Here is a 17,474-nt window from a genome sequence, read left to right as displayed (position 1 = left end):
GGGGGCTGGATTTTGGAGTCCCCATGGCCCAGTTCGACCTCCTCGTCATCGGTTCCGGCCCCGGCGGCTACATCGCCGCCATCCGGGGCGCCCAGCTCGGCCTGAGCACCGCCCTGGTGGAGAAGGATCCGGTCCTCGGCGGCACCTGCCTCCACCGCGGCTGCATCCCCGCCAAGACCTGGCTGGAGACCGCCCACCGCTTCGAGCAGATGCAGGTGGCCGACGACTACGGCATCGACGGCGTGGACGGCAAGGCCCTGAAGGCGAACCTGGAGACCATCGTCAAGCGCAAGGGCCGCATCGTCACGAAGAACGCCAAGGGCATCGAGTTCCTCATGAAGAAGAACAAGGTGACCGTGCTGAAGGGCTTCGGGAAGCTGCTGGGCGGCGGGCGGGTGGACGTGGCGGGCGAGGTGCACGAGGCCAAGCGCATCATCCTGGCCACGGGCTCGGCCCCCAAGCCCATCCCCGGCCTGGAGACGGACGGCGTCCGCGTGCTCAACAGCGACCACATCCTGGACCTCACCACGCTGCCCAGCCACCTGGTGATCCTGGGGGCCGGCGCCATCGGCGTGGAGTTCGCCTCCGTCTTCAGCCGCCTGGGGTCGAAGGTCACCCTGGTGGAGTTCATGGACACGATCCTCCCCCTGGAGGACGCCGCCATCGGCGAGGAGCTGGCCAAGATCTTCAAGAAGACCTACAAGATGGACGTCCGCACCGGCACCAAGATCACCCGCATCGAGAAGACGGCCGACGGCGTGACCTGCTTCCTGGAGGGCGCCACCCCCGGCGAGGTGGTGGGCAGCCACCTGCTGGTGGCCGTGGGCCGGGCCCCGAAGCTCGAGGGCGTGGGCCTGGAGGCCACCAAGGCCCAGGTGGACCGGGGCTGCGTGGTGATCGACAGGTTCATGCAGACCGGCGAGCCCGGCCTCTACGCCATCGGCGACATCGTGCGCACCCCCTGGCTGGCCCACGTGGCCAGCGACGAGGGCATCGTGGCCGCCGAGCATGCCGCCCAGAGCCTGGGCAAGGACGTGCACCCCCACCCCGTGCGCTACGACCGCTTCCCCGCCTGCACCTACTGCGATCCCGAGGTGGGCACCGTGGGCCTCAGCGAGAAGGCCGCCAGGGAGAAGGGCCATGACGTGCAGGTGGGCACCTTCCCCTTCGCGCCCATGGCCAAGGCCAACATCGTGGGCGAGCCCCACGGCTTCATCAAGATCGTGGCCGACAAGCAGTACGGCGAGATCCTCGGCATCCACATCCTGGGCCCCAAGGCCACCGAGCTCGTGGCCTCCAGCGTGGCGCTGATGGGCGGCGAGTTCACCGTGGACGAGCTCATCCAGACCATGTATCCCCACCCCACCCTGAACGAAGTGTTCCCCGAGGCGGCGCGGGCGGTGTATGGGCGGGCGTTGAATATGTAGGATTGGGGGGCGCCCGGCAGCGGCGCCGAAAGGCCAAGAACCGCCCGGAATGGGCGGTTCTTGGTTTTTGGGGCCTTTGAAACGAGAGCTGGTTCTATCCGCGATGAGGCGATGCGCGAAATCGAGGAATCGAGAGCTTTAGAGGTCGCGGGAGACAATGCCTGCGGGGGCCGAGTTGAGCGAAGTAGCCGGTGTTTCGTTAGGTATCAAGATTTCTCGAACAGTGGCCTTCGCGAAGGTCGGACATGCCGACGCATGAGCCATCGAAGTGGTGATTCAACGCGTTCGGCCAAAACAATCAATTTGTCTAGTTCGGGGTGGAGGGCTTCGAAGTTAGAACGGTTCAAAGAAATGTGCTCAAGAAGCATTGAACATCGTTCATAAAGATCCTCAAGAGCGGCAGGTTCAGAACGATGATTAGATTTTCCAAATCTATCGAACACTTCTTCGACATATCCTGGAGGAAGAATTGAAGTAGGATCACGCAGAATTTTGTGATTGTTCCTAGATAATTCAAGTATCTCTTCCAAGACTTTCATTTGCTTTTGAGTAACATTTGACTCTTCTTGATCTGGTTGATACTCGGGTTCGGAGGGTTGATCAGGAATAGACGATAAGGCTTCCTGTAGTCTAGGCCACCAAACTTCAAATGATTTTTCAAGTCTAATTTCATCAAGAATATCACTTTGACACGCATTGTTGAGAGATTTTACCAGCTTGAGGACATCATCGTGATTATGAATGGTAGATTGAAACTGCAATACAGGGCCCTCAACATCAGATCGATCTACGCGGAAAAGAAATGGGCAAACTCGACTCTTATCGATGCTTTTACTAAGTGCACCAGCTTCAAAATTGAGCCACGGTGCTTCGATATTATCTTTCGTTAGACATAGGATTCCAAATGAGGACGCATCGAGTTCTCCGGCAATATCTGAGGACCAGCGGGCCCCTTTGTCAATATCTTCAGATGAGACATATGGTTTTAGAGTTTGTATTACCGAAGGCAGCCAGTCTCGTAAAGCCAAGGCAACCTTGTGGCTCGTGGTCCCAGACCAGCTAATAAAAACTTTCAATTTTGACCTCCTTAAATGTGATTAATTAAACAATGATGAAATACATAACGATTAGAGATGAGTTGACCTCATCTGAATTAAGGTGTTGAGAGAAGGTCTGGAAACAGTACGTTGGGATAGAGCTGAAGTGGGTGTAGTCGGGTCCGAGTTGAGTTCAGAATTAGAATCCAAGGATCTGTCGCCTGGCAAGAGTTAGAATAGTTCCGAATAGAAAAAACCCGATTAGACCAAAAATAAACCAATTTGCAAAGCCTGTTTTACGATCATTTTTTGGAGTATCGAATAAGCAATATGGTTTTAGCTTTTTACCAAAATACAGATAAACCCACAAAGAAATGGATATATAAAAAACAATAAACCACAATTTGAGACTAAATTTTGAAAGTGGAATAATTAAAACAAATGGTGCAAAACTTATAGAAAATATTAGAGAACCTGCGTTGTTGGTTGGGTTATATAGTGAGTTGTCATTTTCTTTGCTTTTAATTGCTTGCATTATCTTATCGCACATGGCTATCGAGGCTGAACGCGCTTCATTTCCACTAAAATAGATTTCTAAAATAGAAGATGATCTTAGCAGTGTAAATTTTAATTCAATTCTTAGATTGTACTTGAGGTCATAATTATATGCATCAAGATCAACATCAATTCTTTTGATTTCATCTGGAAATTTTTCATAAATAATGGAATCAACCGAATGAAATACTTCAGTGCCAATGCTGTCGATTATACGTATTGAAAATTGACGTTTATCATTTTTATCTACTTCCGTTAAAAGATATTGTTTGCAAAAATCAGAGTATAAATACTCTATGAGTCTTAGGAGTTTTATGTCTACATTACATGACGGAATCGGCTTAAGAATTTTAAAACTTGGCATGTCGACTCCAGGGATTCTAGCGGAATTGATTGAGTTTGCCGAATGGCTTTGTCGTTCGCTGGACCCTTTTGATTAGTAAAATAAGGAATAAACGAACCATTGGGCTGAGCCCGTTGTGCGAGGATGTTGGGCGAGCAACAGGCTATGTGGAAGGGAGAAGGTGAGGGGCCGGCCTCGCCTTGGAACCTCCGAGCCCGAAGCTCAATGGTTAGGTGGCCGAGCGAACGAGCTTGGACGGCCGGGATGGGGTAAGGCACCGGCGAGCCGTGGTCTGTGCATTCGGTCCCGCCGAGGGTGTCCCCGGAACGCGAAGGCCTCCGAAGAAACGCGATAAGAAAGATCACCAAAGGGTCATATGAAGACATGTCCCTTGCGCCACGCCAAGGGAATCGCCCCAACGGGCGATTTGGCCGTCCGAACGGTAGAGCCTCCAGCCCACCCTCAGCCCCCCGTATACACCGCAAACGGCGTCCCGCGCACGTGGCGGTGGGTGGGGCGGAGGAAGGGGGCGCGGGCTTCGAGGTCGGGGGCGTGGTCGGGGTAGCCGTCGATGCGCCAGTTCGGGCGGGGGGCGCGGGCCAGGGAGCGGACGAGGTTGTCCATGAAGGCGCCCAGGACCACGGCGTCGAAGGGGTTGAAGAGGTCGAACACCCGGACGTCCGGCTGGAGGACGTACTCGGTGGCGTCGCAGGGGAGCACCTCGGCGGGGCCGGGGAGCCCCCGCCGGCGCGCCACGATCTCGAGGTTCCGGCGGGCCACGGCGCAGAGCTCCGCCGAGAAGTCGAGGCCCCGCACGCGGGGGAAGCCGTGCGCCAGGGCCGTGAGCCGGGCCTTGCCCTTCCCGCAGCCCCCGTCCACGAAGGGGCTGTTCGCGCCCCGGCTCAGGTCACTGGGTCAGGGCCTTGAAGTCGGGGGACTTCGCGACCTTGCCGATCAGGTCCTGGACCGCGCCCTGGAAGGCCTCGGCCGTCTGCTTGCAGGCGGTGTCGGCCACGTAGCCCGACTTGAATTCGTAGTGCTCGCGGGTGGTCAGGGTGCGGCCGTTGCTGGAGGTGAGGGTGAGGGTGATGTCCCAGGTCCCGCCGGTCACACCCGTCAGCGACGAGAAGGCCAGGTGATCCACTCGCCCGGTGAGGGTGACCGGGGCCTGGTCGCTGTAGAGGGAGGCCATCGTGAGCTCGTCGACGAAGGCCTTGCGGATGTAGCCCTCGAAGGTCAGCTGGTCCGGCGGGGCAATCGGCCCCCAGGTGCGGCAGTTGGCGCTGAACCCGGGGAACCCGGCGAAGTCCCCGACCCGGACGGGGTGGAGGCCGGCGGCCTTCAGGGCGGTGTGGTTGTCCACCGAGACGGCATACCGGGGCGAGACGAACGTGGTGCATCCCACCCCCAGCAGGAGGGGAATGAGCGCCCATGCGGCTGGTTTCATGTCGGACCTCCTCGGGGAATCGGCGCCGCGGTCGGGCGTGTGTATTTCAGTGGGCGGCTGACGCGGAACCCGGCTCGACCAGCCGGACGGGCGCGGCGGGCTTCGACCAGAACCAGTCGGGATCGTGCGTGACGGTCACGTGGTAGCCCTTCGAATCGGGGATCGTCAGCGGATCGAGTTCGATGTAAGTGGCGGGCTCATTCCAGGATTCGTAGCCGTAGGCGCTGACGCTGGGGCACTGCAGCTTGACGAGGTTCTTGGCCATGTAGTCGAAGTATTCCCCTGGGTCCTTCGGCTTTCCATTCCAGTTGGCGTCTTTGGAAAGCAACAGGGGCGCTCCCGCCACCAAGCGCGCCCGGACCTCGGGAACCGATAGGAGGTGCCCTTCGGGATCCGTCCACGTGGCGTTAAAGGTGGGGTCCAGGTAGATCCACTTGTGGAGGGGTTCCACCCAGGCGGCGGTGATCACGTGACAGTCCGGATCCTGGGTATCCAGGGGCAGGCAGGTGACGTGGCGGGCGGGGATTCCCAGGGAGAGGCAGGCCTCGCTGAGGATGGTCGCCATCATGCGGCAGTTGAGGGCCCGCCCCTCCTTCCTGCAGACGTCGATCAGGTGTTCCGCGTTCCGGGGCGACGGGTTCTCGGCGTTCCCGTCATGGCGCACCTGGGCATGCACCCAATGGAGGAGGTTGAGCACCCGCGAAACCTCGTCGCCCTGGCCCGCCACCTTCTCGAGGTGATAGGTCTCGCGGAAGCGGGCGAGTTCCGGCGCGTCCTTGGCCTGGAACTGGAAGGCGATGGTGGGTGCGGGCCCCGTTCCATAGGCGCTGTGCTGCCGGAGAAGGGCCGCATGGCTCCGGGATTCGAGGAGGGTGGCCAGGGCCAGGAACCCAGACTCCTTCCGGAGGTCGGCCAGATCCTCGTCCACCTTCATGTGCGCGCCATCGCGGAACCCCTCGCCCGCAGCCACGCCCAGGAAGGCCAGCGCTTCGGAACGGCGCCCCAGGCGGGCATAGGCGCACGCGAGGTCGTAGTGGATGTTCGCCTGGGCAAGGGGGCTGAGGCCGCGGAACCCCGGAGACTGGACGACCTCCTGCAGGCGTCGAGCCGCCTCCGGGAAGGCCTTCTTCGGCCAGAGGGCCTGGATCTCCTTCACCGCCGAAACGACGTCTTGGGGTGTCTGCTGAGCCGTCAGGGGCAGGAGGGACAGCAGGGACAGCAGGGACAGGCAGAGTGGGGCGATGCGCATGGGCGTCCTGACGAAAGAAATCGACCGGCCACGACTACACAGAGCCGGGAGTGAGGGCGAGTCAAAACGGGGTGTCGAGAGAGGGTGGCCGTCCGCGTTCAGAATCGGAGCCCGGCGTAGAGGCCCACCTGCAGCTCGGGGCCGTGGTCGTTCTTGGTGAGGGGGGCGGCCACTTCGAGGGTGAGGAAGGGTTTCACGACGGGGGTGGGGAAGGCATAGCCCACATTCGCCCGGGCCCAGGGGCGGCTGAAGGTGTAATCGGCGGTGGTGACGTTCGACAGGGTGGCCTTCTCGAAGCGGTAGTCGACGCCGGCGCCCACGGACACCAGGGCCTTGAAGTTGAACATCGCGCCCACGCCCCAGTACTCGGAGCTGAGGGTGGTGGGGACGGTGACGCCGTTGGGCTTCAGGTCGGTGTCGGCCTTGGGCTGGTAGGCGGCCGTCACCTGGAAGAGGGCGGGACCCAGGTCCACCAGGGCGTAGCCCACCCGCGCCGCCACCACGGTCTTCGCGTCGTAGTCGAAGACCACGGGATCGGGGTGCCCGGGGAAGCCGGGCGCGGAGGAACGGGTGTACGTTTGCCGCGAGACGTTCACGCCCACTTCGAAGCTCTGGGCGGCCAGGGGAAGGGCGAGGATCAGGGGGAGGAGGGCTTTCACGGAGGCTCCTGGAAAGGGGGGGCGCCGGGGGAGGCTGGGCCCAGGATGCCCGCATCCCCGACCCTCGGGTCGGTTTCCCCCCGAACGGGGTCGGACCCGGGGGCGAACGGTGGCCGAACTGGAGGCCCTACTGGTCGTACTCCCCCTTCAGCAGCCGCCCCCGCAGCTCGGCGGGCAGGCGGCCGGCCTTCCGGTCCTGGGTGAGCATGGCCTTGTAGCGGCGGTTCTGGAGCAGCTCGGCGGCGGTGACGCCCCGGGCCTGGGCGTCCTGGAGGGTGGCGAGGAAGCCGTCCAGGTCCCGGGCCTGGTACTGCACGACGAGCAGCAGGGCCAGGGCGTCGGGATCCACGCGGGCCCCGGGTGGGGCCTGGGCCATCACCTCGCGGATGACGCGCAGGGCGGCCAGGGGATCCTTGTCCACCATGTGCTCGGCGGCGCGGAGGGCGGCGTCGTCCAGGGTAGCGCTGTGGGCGGGCGGGGCGGGGCGCAGGGCCCACCAGGCGCCGAGGCCCCCGAGGGCCAGGACCACCAGCGCCCCGGCCGCGAGCAGCAGGCCCCGGGACCGGCGGGCCGGCGGGGCGGCGTGCTTCGGAAGGGCCACGGTGGGCTGGTCCTGGGGCCGCCAGCCGGGATCCAGGGCGGCCCGCAGGGCCTCCGCCAGCTCCCGGGCCGAGGCGAAGCGTTCCAGGGGGTCCTTGGCCAGGGCCCGCAGGACCAGGTCCCGCAGGGCGGGGCTGAGGCCCTCCAGGCGGGCGGTGTCCAGCTCCGGCGCGGGCTCGTTCAGGATGCAGTAGATGAGCGAGCCGTTGGTGTCCCCCTGGAAGGGGCGGTGGCCGGCGAGGCCCTCGTAGAGGATCACGCCCACGGCGAAGAGGTCGGCCGAGGGGGTGGCCTTGCCCAGGCGCAGGTACTCGGGGGCCATGTAGGCCAGGGTGCCCACCACCTGCCCGGTCTGGGTGGCGTCCTGGCCCAGGGACTTGGCCACGCCGAAATCCAGGATCTTGGCCACGGGCCGGTCGCCCTCGCGGGCGATCATGATGTTGGCGGGCTTGATGTCGCGGTGGACGATGCCCTTCTGGTGGGCGGCCTGGAGGCCGTCGCAGACCTGGGCCATGGCCTCCAGGAACTGCCGCGGCGTGAGGGCCTGGCGCCGGAGCAGGCTCTCCAGGCTGGGGCCCTCCACCACCTCCATGGCGAAGTAGAGGAGGCCGTCGGCGTCGCCGAACTCGTAGATGGTGACCACGTTCGGGTGGTGCAGCCCGGCGGCGGACTGGGCCTCCCGGGCGAAGCGGGCCTTCAGGTCCCCCAGGGCCTCCGCGTCCGCGAAGGGCCGGATGGTCTTGAGGGCCACCTCCCGCCCCAGCGTCGTGTCCCGCGCCAGGAACACCTCGCCCATGGCCCCCTGGCCCAGGGCGCGGAGGATCTCGAACTTGCCGATGCGGTCGGGCATGGGGCTTCCGGAGGGAGGTTTCAGGGGAAATCTTCCCTGGATTCTAGATCCAGCGCCGTGGGTCCGTGCGAAGGGACGGAGCGATTTCGCATCCAAATGACGAACGGATCACCGCCAAGACGCCAGGTATCGTTTCTTCTCGCGTATCCGCAGAGCGGATACCGAGAGGACGCCAAGCAAGACAACAGGCTTTGCTTTTGCCGTTCTTGGCGTCTTGGCGGTGGGCTTTTGGTCTTTCTGGAACGCCGGATCCCGCCTCAGCACCGCGCGCAGAAGTGCGGCGGGGCGGGCAGGCGGGCCAGGGCCTCCAGGGCCAGCTCCCAGGCGCGGGCGGGGCCGCGGAAGGCGGCGGCGTCGCGGGTGAGGGCGCGCAGGGCGTGGAGGGGCGCAGGATCCGCGGGCAGGGGCAGGATGGGGACGGGCTGGCCCAGGGCCGTGCGCAGGGCCCCGCGGAGCGCATCGGCCAGGGGCGTGCCCACGGGCAGCTCCAGGGGCGGCACCCGCAGCTCGGCGCCCGGCGGCACGGGCACGCCGGGCCAGAGGTCGGCCTCGAAGCCGCCGTGGGCCTCGTGATCCGGCGCCTCCCGCCACTCGGGGCGGCGGAAGGTCATCTTGCGCCGGGCCTTGTCCCAGCCCGCCAGGAACTGCTTCAGCTCCGCCTTCTCCAGGGGGCCCAGGGGCGCCTTGTCCAGGGCCACGGGCACGGTGCGGTAGACGCGGCCCGGCAGGCGGCGGGGCAGCATGGGCCGCCCGTCCAGCCAGGGCAGGCCCGCGTCCAGGGCCGCCACCAGGGCGCCGATGCGCCGCCGGTGCAGGTCCAGGGCCGCCGCCAGGTCGCAGTCCAGGGCCAGCAGGCCCACGAGGGTGAGGGGCAGGTCCCGGGCCTGGAGGGCGGCGATGGCCGCGAGGGCCGGGCCCAGGTCCTCCGCCGTCCGGCCCAGCACCGCCACCCGGGGCGCCGTGTGCGGGCCCAGGCGCTCCACCAGCAGCAGGCTGCCGCCGGGGGCCGAGAGCAGCGTGCCGCCGAGGTCCGCCGCGAGCTGGAGGGCCAGGGGGTTCACGGGGCGGGCTTCCGGGGCGGCTTGGGGGCCTTCAGGTGCCCCTCCCGCTGGAGGGCCTGGCGCAGGAGGTACTCGATCTGGCCGTTGAGGCTGCGCAGCTCCTCATCGGCCCAGCGCTGCAGGGCGTCCAGCAGCGCGGGGTCGGTGCGGAGGAGGAAGGGCTTGCGCTCGGCCATGGGCGCTAATGATAGAGCGTGCCGGCGTTCACCACGGGATTGGCCGAGCGCTCGCTGCAGAGCACCACCAGCAGGTTGGAGACCATGGCGGCCTTGCGCTCCTCGTCGAGCTGGACGGTGCCCTTCTCCGCGAGCATGGCCAGGGCCATCTCCACCATGCCCACGGCGCCCTCCACGATCTTCTGTCGGGCGGCGATGATGGCCGCGGCCTGCTGGCGCTGCAGCATGGCCTGGGCGATCTCCGGGGCGTAGGCCAGGTGGCTGATGCGGGCGCCCTGCACCTCCACGCCGGCCTGGGCCAGCACGCGCTGCAATTCCATCTTGAGCTTGGCGGCCACCTCATCCGTGCTGCCGCGCAGGGAGAGCTGGCCCGCCTCGTGGGCGTCGTAGGGGAAGTGGGAGGCCAGGGCCCGCAGGGCGGCCTCGCTCTGCACGGTGACGTACTTCTCGCAGTCCTCCACCTCGAAGAGGGCCTCGGCCGTGTCCACCACGCGCCACACGATGATGGCGGCGATCTCCACGGGGTTGCCGTCCTGGTCGTTCACCTTGAGGCGCTGGCTCTCGAAGCTGCGGACCTTGGTGCTGATCTTCCGCTTGCTGAGAAAGGGGTTGGCCCAGGCCATGCCCTCCTGGCGCACGGTGCCCCGGTAGTCGCCGAAGAGCTGCAGGGCCACGGCCTCGTTGGGGTTCACCACGAAGAGGCCCGTGAGGATGAAGATCCCCACCACCAGCACCGGCAGGGTGTAGGCCAGGCGGCCGGGGTCGTTCTGGACGGCGGCCTGGAGGGTGAGGCCGAGGGCCCCCAGGACCAGCAGCAGGGCCAGGAGCAGGACGGGCAGGCCCGGCAGGGCGAAGGCGGATCGTTCCTTGAGCATGGGAACCTCCATGAGCGATCAAGGTGATATCACTTTGATTGCCTGTCAAGCCCGGCCGTGCCCCGCCGCCCCGGGCGCCTCCAGCCGCGGCGGCAGCAGGATCCAGAAGGTGGTGCCCATGGCCGGGCCGCTCTCGAAGCCCACGCGGCCCTGCAGGAGGTTCTCGCCGAAGAGCTTCATGGCGTAGGTGCCCAGGCCCCGTCCCCGGGGGGCCTTCGTGCTGAAGGAGCGCTGGAAGATCCGCTTCTGGATGGCGGCCGGGATGACGGCGGGATTGTGCACGGCGAAGCGCGGGCGGTTCCCCTGCCAGCCGAAGCTGAGCCGCACGGTCTCCTCCGGCCCGGAGGCCTCCACGGCGTTCAGGGCCATGTTGTAGACCACCCGCAGCAGCAGGTCCGGATCGCTCACGAAGCTGGCGGGGCCGGGCGCATGCAGGAGGGCCAGCCGGCGGCCCCCCGCGGAGGGATGCCGTTCCAGCAGGTCCTGCACCTCCTGGAGCACCAGGCCGCCCTGGAGCACGGAGGGGGCCACGGCCAGGCGGCCCCGCTCGGCCTGCAGGAGCCGGCGATGGCTGTGCACCTCCTGGCCCAGGCGCTCCGACAGCTGGAGGATGCGCCGGGCGGCGTCCTCGGCGTGCACGGTGCCCTCGGACAGCCCCTCGGACCAGCCCTGGAGCCCCTGGAGGATGTTGGCCACGTCGTGGAAGAAGAGCCGCTCCAGCACCTCCCGCCGGCGCTCGGCGCTGATGTCCCGGAACACCACCGCCAGGAGGGGGTGCCCCCCCGCCAGCAGCCGCGTGGCCGTCACGTGGTACTCCACCGCCTCCCAGCGGCCCTCCCGGCGCATGGAGAGGTGGCATTCCCCTTCCCGAGGCCCGGGGCCGTCCAGGGCGCCCAGGAGGGTGAGGAGGAGGCCGCAGTGGCCGCAGGCGGGGGAGGTGCCGCAGCCCCCCGGCCCCTCGGGGGCGTGGACACAGCCGAAGACCTCGCCGGGCCGCTCCCCGGAGGGGGCCCCGCCCCAGCGGGGGCCCAGGGCCTCCACCAGGCCCGGGCTGGCCGCCAGGATCTGGCGCCGGTCGTTCAGGAGGGCCACCCGCCCGTGGAGGCTCTCCAGGAGGAAGCCCACCAGGGGGCTCTCCCGGGCCACCTCCAGCTCCCGCTGGAGCTGCTCCGGGGTCGCGCGCCGGTCGGGGGCGGGCGGCGTGTCCACGGCGGGGGGAACGGGCAGCGGTTCGGACATGGAGGGGAGGTGCCAGGGTAGACCCCGGCCGGAGCCCCGGCAAGGCAAGGGGCGCGGTTGTGATTAGGCGGGATTTGCCTGATGACAGGCCGCCAGGGCCCGGTCGTGGCGCCGGCCCAGGAAGGCCAGGGCCGCGGTGGCGCCGATCAGGGCGCAGGCCATGTCCCACTGGGTGTCCCAGGGATCGCCCTGGGTGCCCAGGAAGGCGTCCGCCGAGCTGCCGGTCCAGACCGCCGTCTGCCACTCCACCAGCTCATAGGCGGCGCTGAGGCCCAGGGCCATGAGGAGGAGGACGAAGACCGACCAGCGGCCCGGCCTCAGGATGCCCTTCCGGACCAGCACCTCCCGGAAGATCAGCACCGGCACGAAGCCCTGGAAGAGGTGCCCCAGGCGGTCGTAGGGGTTCCGGGCCAGGTGCAGCCACGCCTGCACCCAGTGGCCGGCGGGGACCTCGGCGTAGGTCCAGTGCCCGCCCACCATGAGCACGAGGGCGTGCAGGGCGATGAGGCCGTAGAGCAGGTTCGTGAGCGGGAAGCGCCGGTGCGTGGCCACGAGCACCGGCACGCCGAGGATCACCGGCGCGTTCTCCATGAACCAGGTGAAGCGGTCGGCTGTGGGGGCCCAGCCCAGGAGGAGGAAGGCGGCCGAGACCGCCGCCAGCAGGAGCAGAGGGAAACGGCGCGTTCGCATGGGCACCCCGGGAGGAGCCTATCGCGGAAACCGATCCCAGGTGGGTGGCGTGGATCGGGCAGGCCGGAGCGGTGGCCGGGGGGTGCTCGGCCTCTGACCGCAGGACCGGCTAGGGTCCGAGGCGCGCCATCCGAATGGCCAGATCCTTGGGCGCGACGAAAAGGAACGCGCGCCCTTCCTTGATTTTTTCGAGGAGCCCCAGTTCCACCAGCTGGAGCAGGTCGGCGCGGGCCGTCTGGTAGACGACGCCGTGCATTCTCTGGTGGGCCTCGATGTGGTAGCCCGCGCCCGGATGCTTCAGTGCGTGGGTGAGCAGGGCCTTCTGGCGGTGATTGAGCCTGGCGCGTAGCGCGGGGGACTCCGCCAGGAGCCGCTCCAGGCCCTGTTGCTCCTTGGCCTTCCGGGCGAGGTAGTCGTGGAGGCTCAGGATGGCCCTCCGCAGGGTGGCCAGCTGGTGGATAAGGAAGTAGGTGGTATCCCCCCCGTCGGTTTCGGTGAAGAGGTAGGCCCGCCCATACTGGGCCGGGGCCTTGCGGAGGATGTGCGAGATGGAGATGAATTCGGCCAGCCAGTACCCGCTTCGCAGCATGGACCAGTAGAAGAGCGCCCTGGCCGTCCGCCCGTTCCCATCCGCGAAGGGATGGTCGTAGCCGATCATGAAGTGCAGCAGGATGGCGCGAAGGACCGGATGCACGAAGGGGCGCTGGTCCTCTCCGGCGTTGGCGAAGGCGCAGATCCGCTCCAGGCGCTCCGGCAGTTCGCGGTGGTCGGGGGGTTGGTGGAGGATGGTTCCGTCGTCGTTGTTGACCACCCGGATGTCGTTCGACTGGCGGAGCCTTCCCACGTCCTGGGGATCATCCAGGGTGCGCTCGGACACCAGCCGGTGGATCTCGAGTACCCGCGCCGGGCTCAGGGGCTCATGCCTGAAGCCCTGGATGGCTTGCATGGCCACGAAGTTGTTGAAGATCATCTGCTCGCTGCGGTCCTTCGGAGCCCTGCCGGACCGGAGCATCTCGGCGGCGACCTTCCGGGTGGTCGAAGCGCCTTCCAACTGGCTGGAGGTGATGGCCTCCTCGATGACTGACCGGAGGAGGTACCGGTCCCGGGTCGAGGCCGTGGCGGTCTCGGTGGCGGACTTGATCTCGCCGGCGGCATCCTGGTCGATGTGGTGCAGATCGATCTGGACGGGTTCGGGGACGCCAAAGAAGAACGGTTGCCCCGCCTTGTCCAGCAGGGGAAGGGGTTTCAGGAGGGCCTGCCGGGCCCATCTGAGGCCCAGCCACCACCTCTTGTGATCCAAGCCTTCGGGGGGGTCCCGATGTCTCAATTCGTCCCAGTGGAGGTAGGCCTCCTTGACCAAGGGACCGGGCTGGAGTTCGAGGATCCGCTGGATGTCACCGGGCTCAACCGATGAAAAAAGGCTTGATATGTCTGGAGGAGGGTGGGGGAGCTCCATGGTCACCTACTAATTTTATATCCAATTAGGAATTGGTTAGTAGGTTAGGTCGCGGAGGGGTGGGTGTCCATAAAAAACTAAAACACAAATGAATTAGTAGTTTATTGACACTTCAATCGAGCCTCCGAGGCGTGCCTACCGACAATGGCGGGCGGGTGTTGGCGCGCTCTGACGCAGAAACGCCGGCCAAGCGGCCGGCGTTTCTGCGCAGGAAAGCGTCCTCAGGGCTTGAAGCCGCTCACGGCCTCGAAGTAGTGGGCGAAGGCCGCCATGCCGCCGCTGGCCTGCTCCCAGTCGTAGTTCTCGTTGGGGGCGTGGTAGCCGTGGCTGGGCAGGCTGAGGCCCAGGAAGAAGACCTGGCAGCCCAGGATGTCCTCCATGGTCTTCACGGCGCCGATGCTGCCGCCCTCTCGGGTGAAGCAGCAGGGGGCGTTGAAGGCGAACTGGTAGGCGTCCTTGATGGCCTGGGCGTAGGGGCCCGTGACGTGGCCCTTGAAGGGCGCCAGGCCGTGCTCCTCGTGGAACTGCACGTCGGGGAAGCGCTCCTTCACGAAGGCGCGGATCAGGCCGATGGTCTTGTGCTCGTCCATGTCCGGCACCAGGCGGCAGCTCAGCTTCACCTCGGCCCGGGGCGGCACGGCGCTCTTGATGCCGGGGCCCGTGTAGCCGCCCACGACGCCGTGGACTTCCATGGTGGGCCGGCCCCACACGCGCTTCATGACCTTGAGGGGATCCTCCGTGCGCATGCCGGTGATCATGTGGTCCTTCTTGAAGGTGGCCACGCTGAAGCCCGAGCGCTCCCACTCCTCCAGCTCCTGCTTCGAGGGCTTCACCACGTCGTCGTAGAAGCCGGGGATCTTCACCTTGCCCGTCTCGCCGTCCATCATCTCGGAGACGACCTTGATGAGCTCGGCCAGGGGGTTGCGGGCGGCGCCGCCCACCACGCCGCTGTGCAGGTCGTGGTCCGCGGTCTCGAGCGTGAGCCGGAAGCCCTTGAGGCCCCGCAGGCCCGCCGGGGTGCTGGGCTTGCCGCGGGTGATCCAGACGGTGTCGCTGACCACGATGGCGTCGGTCCTCAGGCGGTCCTTGTGGCGGTTCAGGCCCCCCTCGAAGCTGGGGGAGCCGATCTCCTCCTCCAGCTCCCAGAGGAAGTGGATGTTGAGGGGCACGCCGGCCCGCCGGGCCGCCAGGGCGCCGAAGAGGGCCGTAACGGCGGGGCCCTTGTCGTCCGTGCTGCCCCGGCCCTTGTAGGTGTCGCCGTCCACCACGAAGGTGAAGGGATCCACCAGCCACTCGGGCTCGTTGGCGGGCTGCACGTCCATGTGGTTGTACACGGTGATGGTGGGCTGGCTGGGATCCTCCCCGAACCACCCGTGGATGAGGGGGTTGCCGCTGGTCTCGAGGATCTCGGCCTTGCCGCCATGCCGCTCGAAGAGCGACCGGGCCGCCTCGGCGCAGCGCCGCACGTCGCCCTGCCGGGCCGGGTCCGCGCTGATGGAGGGGATCTCCACCAGGGTCTTCAGCTCGGCCTCGAAGGCCCCGCGGCTCTCGGCCGCGAACTGCGCCAGGGCCTCACGGGTGAGAAGGGAGGGATTCATGGCTGCTCCGGGAAAGGGAGACCATCATCCCACAGGGCCCCGGGCTGTCCATAAACGGACCCCCGGGTCGGCCAAGGCCCCTCAGCCCGGGTAGCCCCCCGCCACCTTCAGCCCCGTCCATTCCGGGAGGCCCAGGGCCAGGTTCAGGTTCTGCACGGCCTGGGCGGCCATGCCCTTGCCCAGGTTGTCCAGGGCCACCATCACGGCGCCGTGGCCGTTGCGGGCGGCCACGCCCAGGTCCGCGAAGGCGCTGCCCGTGGTGGCCGCCACGCGGGGGGAGCCCTCCACCATCCGGATGAAGAACCGGTCCTTGTAGAACCTTTCGTAGTGGGCCCGCAGGGCGCCGGTGTCGAGGCCGGCGGCCAGCGGGAACTGGGCCGTGGCGAAGATGCCGCGGACCATGGGCGCGCTCTGGGGCACGAAGCTGAGGGGCGCCTCCCAGCCCACGCCGGCCAGGGTGCGGAGCACCTCCGCCTCGTGCTGGTGGCCGAGCACCTTGTAGGCGCGGAAGTCGTTCGCCCGGGTGGGGTGGTGGGTGGTGTCCGAGGGGGCGGCGCCGGACCCCGAGGAGCCCGTGGCGGCGGTGACGGCCACGAAGGCGGGCTTCCAGGGGGCCAGGGGCAGGAGGGCCAGCTGCAGGGCGGTGGCGAAGCAGCCGGGGTTGGCAATGCGCCGGGCCCCCTTCATCCGCGAGGGCTGCCAGTCCGCCAGGCCGTAGACCCAGGCGGGATCCAGCCGGAAGTCGGCGGAGAGGTCGATGACCGTGAGCCGCTCCGCCAGGCCGGGACCGGCCCAGGCCGCCTCGAAGTCGGGCCACTGCTTCGCCAACTCGCCGTGGGGCAGGGCCGAGAAGAGGACCGGCGCGGGGCTCGCCGCCAGGGCCGCCCAGTCCGGCTCCGCCTCGAAGGTGCCCGCCACCAGCCCCCGCAGGTGGGGATGCTGGGCATGGAAGGGCTTGCCCGCGTGGCTGCGGGCCGTGCCGCGCAGCGAGGCCACCGCCGGGTGCATCGAGAGCCAGCGGAGCAGCTCCCCTCCGCCGTAGCCGGAGGCGCCGAGGATGAGGACGTCGACCGGCGTCATACCTTGGCCGTGAGCTTGGGCTCGACGAGGCCGAGGACGAACCTGCCGAGGGCCTCGGCGTCGGCGCGGGCGTTGCGGGCGGGGAGGCCGAGGGTGGCCACGAAGCGTTCGCCCACGCGGTTGTCCGTGGCGGGGCCGGCCACGAGGTCGGTCTGGATGCCGTAGGTCTGCTTCAGGTTGGCCACGGCCCCCGCCGCGCCCACGGGGTCGTTGGCGCAGAGGAGGAAGGCGCCGCCCAGGGCCCGGAGGTCGGGGGCGGAGAGGATGGCCTGGACGCCGTATTCGCCCATGATGCCGTCGCCCGTCTCGGCCACGATGACGTCCACGCCGTGAGCCGCCAGCTCGGAGAAGATCACCCGGGACACCCCCGCGGCGCTGCTGGCGTCCGTGCACACGATGCCCGCGTCCGTGAAGTCCAGGGCCACCTCGGCGCCGTAGTCCCGCATGGCCAGGGCGTCGCGCATGAGGGACACGCCCGTGAGCTTGCAGGCGCCCACGCGGTAGCCCGCCCGGCTGAGCACCCGGATGCTGGCGCAGGCGGCGGCGGTCTTGCCCGCGTTCATGCAGGTGCCCGCCACGTACACCACCGGGCAGTGGGGCGAGAGGCTGGTGCCCTGGAGGGCGCCCATGCGGATGTGGGCGGGCTGCCCGGACCGGGACTGGAACTCGGGGAAGACCAGCACCTGGCCCAGCACCTCCAGCTCGAAGGGCTTGCCCACGTCGGGGTTGTGGGAGAGGCAGGTCCCGAGGACCCCGCCCATGTTCAGCAGGTTCACCGTGTCCCCGGGCTTGAGGGACGTGGGCATGACGCCCTCGTAGCCCTGCAGCGCGTTCCGGTGGCCCAGGGCCCCCACGAGGATGTCCCCGTCGTGGAGGGTGCTCATGCGGCCGTGGGGATCCTCCAGCTGGTTGTAGGTGGTCTTCTCGCCCCGCACGCGGCAGGCGATGACCGAGCCCTCCTCCAGGAGGATCTCCGGGGAGAGCGTGAGCGTGCGGCCCAGCCGGAGGTTCCGGGTGACCGAGGCGAGCTTGTCGACGTGGATGCGCATCATGGAAACCTCAAAAAAGATTCACCGCCAAGGCGCCAAGAACGCCAAGAAAGAACAAGAAATCGCTTTTGCAGTTCTTGGCG

The 17,474-nt window shown here is 66.9% G+C and carries 17 protein-coding genes; 1 reads left to right on the top strand and 16 read right to left on the bottom strand.

Annotation, left to right across the window (positions count from 1 at the left end; translation table 11 throughout):
- The first annotated feature begins 23 nt into the window (after window positions 1-23).
- Window positions 24-1,427: a dihydrolipoyl dehydrogenase gene (gene lpdA / locus QSJ33_RS11885; protein WP_285726382.1), complete on the top strand. Its 1,404-nt coding sequence runs from the start codon at window positions 24-26 to the stop codon at window positions 1,425-1,427.
- 206 nt (window positions 1,428-1,633) lie between these two features.
- On the opposite strand, the gene QSJ33_RS11880 is transcribed toward lpdA, so the two are convergent.
- The 16 genes from QSJ33_RS11880 to QSJ33_RS11805 form a co-directional block, all read right to left on the bottom strand.
- Window positions 1,634-2,503 (bottom strand): TIR domain-containing protein, encoded by an 870-nt coding sequence (locus QSJ33_RS11880; protein WP_285726380.1) that lies wholly within the window; start codon window positions 2,501-2,503, stop codon window positions 1,634-1,636.
- 160 nt (window positions 2,504-2,663) lie between these two features.
- Window positions 2,664-3,383: a hypothetical protein gene (locus tag QSJ33_RS11875; RefSeq protein WP_285726378.1), complete on the bottom strand. Its 720-nt coding sequence runs from the start codon at window positions 3,381-3,383 to the stop codon at window positions 2,664-2,666.
- A gap of 441 nt (window positions 3,384-3,824) precedes the next feature.
- The gene (locus tag QSJ33_RS11870) at window positions 3,825-4,241 is read right to left on the bottom strand and encodes a class I SAM-dependent methyltransferase (RefSeq protein WP_285726376.1); all 417 of its coding nucleotides are present in this window, start codon (window positions 4,239-4,241) and stop codon (window positions 3,825-3,827) included.
- Between the two features lie 28 nt (window positions 4,242-4,269).
- Window positions 4,270-4,809, bottom strand: coding sequence for a hypothetical protein (locus QSJ33_RS11865; RefSeq protein ID WP_285726374.1), 540 nt, complete (start codon window positions 4,807-4,809; stop codon window positions 4,270-4,272).
- Between the two features lie 46 nt (window positions 4,810-4,855).
- Complete coding sequence (locus QSJ33_RS11860; protein ID WP_285726373.1) at window positions 4,856-6,058, bottom strand: transglutaminase-like domain-containing protein; 1,203 nt, start codon at window positions 6,056-6,058, stop codon at window positions 4,856-4,858.
- Window positions 6,059-6,156: 98 nt separating this feature from the next.
- A complete protein-coding gene (locus tag QSJ33_RS11855; RefSeq protein WP_285726371.1) occupies window positions 6,157-6,717 on the bottom strand; it encodes a hypothetical protein in 561 nt (186 codons plus the stop codon).
- Window positions 6,718-6,844: 127 nt separating this feature from the next.
- Window positions 6,845-8,167, bottom strand: a complete 1,323-nt coding sequence (locus tag QSJ33_RS11850; RefSeq protein WP_285726369.1) for a serine/threonine-protein kinase — start codon at window positions 8,165-8,167, stop codon at window positions 6,845-6,847.
- A gap of 257 nt (window positions 8,168-8,424) precedes the next feature.
- Window positions 8,425-9,228 carry a hypothetical protein gene (locus tag QSJ33_RS11845; protein ID WP_285726366.1) on the bottom strand — a complete coding sequence of 268 codons (804 nt, stop codon included), beginning with the start codon at window positions 9,226-9,228 and terminating at the stop codon, window positions 8,425-8,427.
- Complete coding sequence (locus QSJ33_RS11840) at window positions 9,225-9,404, bottom strand: type II toxin-antitoxin system antitoxin (protein ID WP_285726364.1); 180 nt, start codon at window positions 9,402-9,404, stop codon at window positions 9,225-9,227. The genes QSJ33_RS11845 and QSJ33_RS11840 overlap by 4 nt, the downstream gene beginning before the upstream one ends.
- A 5-nt stretch (window positions 9,405-9,409) precedes the next feature.
- Window positions 9,410-10,279: an SPFH domain-containing protein gene (locus tag QSJ33_RS11835; protein ID WP_285726362.1), complete on the bottom strand. Its 870-nt coding sequence runs from the start codon at window positions 10,277-10,279 to the stop codon at window positions 9,410-9,412.
- Between the two features lie 45 nt (window positions 10,280-10,324).
- Entirely contained in the window at window positions 10,325-11,518 is a 1,194-nt protein-coding gene (locus QSJ33_RS11830; RefSeq protein WP_285726360.1) for a sensor histidine kinase, read from the bottom strand.
- 63 nt (window positions 11,519-11,581) lie between these two features.
- A complete protein-coding gene (locus QSJ33_RS11825; RefSeq protein WP_285726358.1) occupies window positions 11,582-12,208 on the bottom strand; it encodes a DUF2238 domain-containing protein in 627 nt (208 codons plus the stop codon).
- 109 nt (window positions 12,209-12,317) lie between these two features.
- Window positions 12,318-13,508, bottom strand: a complete 1,191-nt coding sequence (locus QSJ33_RS11820; RefSeq protein WP_285726356.1) for a Fic family protein — start codon at window positions 13,506-13,508, stop codon at window positions 12,318-12,320.
- 377 nt (window positions 13,509-13,885) lie between these two features.
- Window positions 13,886-15,262, bottom strand: coding sequence for a M20/M25/M40 family metallo-hydrolase (locus QSJ33_RS11815; RefSeq protein WP_285726354.1), 1,377 nt, complete (start codon window positions 15,260-15,262; stop codon window positions 13,886-13,888).
- Between the two features lie 81 nt (window positions 15,263-15,343).
- A complete protein-coding gene (gene argC / locus QSJ33_RS11810; protein ID WP_285726352.1) occupies window positions 15,344-16,342 on the bottom strand; it encodes an N-acetyl-gamma-glutamyl-phosphate reductase in 999 nt (332 codons plus the stop codon).
- Window positions 16,339-17,394, bottom strand: a complete 1,056-nt coding sequence (locus QSJ33_RS11805) for a hypothetical protein (protein WP_285726350.1) — start codon at window positions 17,392-17,394, stop codon at window positions 16,339-16,341. Before QSJ33_RS11805 ends, argC begins: the two co-directional genes overlap by 4 nt.
- Between the last annotated feature and the right edge of the window lie 80 nt (window positions 17,395-17,474).

The organism is Geothrix rubra, assembly GCF_030268065.1.
GTDB classification, from domain to species: Bacteria; Acidobacteriota; Holophagae; order Holophagales; family Holophagaceae; genus Geothrix; species Geothrix rubra.
This window is presented reverse-complemented; position numbering and strand designations above follow the sequence as displayed.

Coding starts and splice junctions, on each gene's coding strand:
- lpdA (WP_285726382.1), top strand. CDS start 24: ATGGCCCAGTTCGACCTCCTCGTCATCGGTTCCGGCCCCGGCGGCTAC.
- QSJ33_RS11875 (WP_285726378.1), bottom strand. CDS start 3,383: ATGCCAAGTTTTAAAATTCTTAAGCCGATTCCGTCATGTAATGTAGAC.
- QSJ33_RS11865 (WP_285726374.1), bottom strand. CDS start 4,809: ATGAAACCAGCCGCATGGGCGCTCATTCCCCTCCTGCTGGGGGTGGGA.
- QSJ33_RS11860 (WP_285726373.1), bottom strand. CDS start 6,058: ATGCGCATCGCCCCACTCTGCCTGTCCCTGCTGTCCCTGCTGTCCCTC.
- QSJ33_RS11850 (WP_285726369.1), bottom strand. CDS start 8,167: ATGCCCGACCGCATCGGCAAGTTCGAGATCCTCCGCGCCCTGGGCCAG.
- QSJ33_RS11840 (WP_285726364.1), bottom strand. CDS start 9,404: ATGGCCGAGCGCAAGCCCTTCCTCCTCCGCACCGACCCCGCGCTGCTG.
- QSJ33_RS11835 (WP_285726362.1), bottom strand. CDS start 10,279: ATGCTCAAGGAACGATCCGCCTTCGCCCTGCCGGGCCTGCCCGTCCTG.
- QSJ33_RS11830 (WP_285726360.1), bottom strand. CDS start 11,518: ATGTCCGAACCGCTGCCCGTTCCCCCCGCCGTGGACACGCCGCCCGCC.
- QSJ33_RS11825 (WP_285726358.1), bottom strand. CDS start 12,208: ATGCGAACGCGCCGTTTCCCTCTGCTCCTGCTGGCGGCGGTCTCGGCC.
- QSJ33_RS11815 (WP_285726354.1), bottom strand. CDS start 15,262: ATGAATCCCTCCCTTCTCACCCGTGAGGCCCTGGCGCAGTTCGCGGCC.
- argC (WP_285726352.1), bottom strand. CDS start 16,342: ATGACGCCGGTCGACGTCCTCATCCTCGGCGCCTCCGGCTACGGCGGA.
- QSJ33_RS11805 (WP_285726350.1), bottom strand. CDS start 17,394: ATGATGCGCATCCACGTCGACAAGCTCGCCTCGGTCACCCGGAACCTC.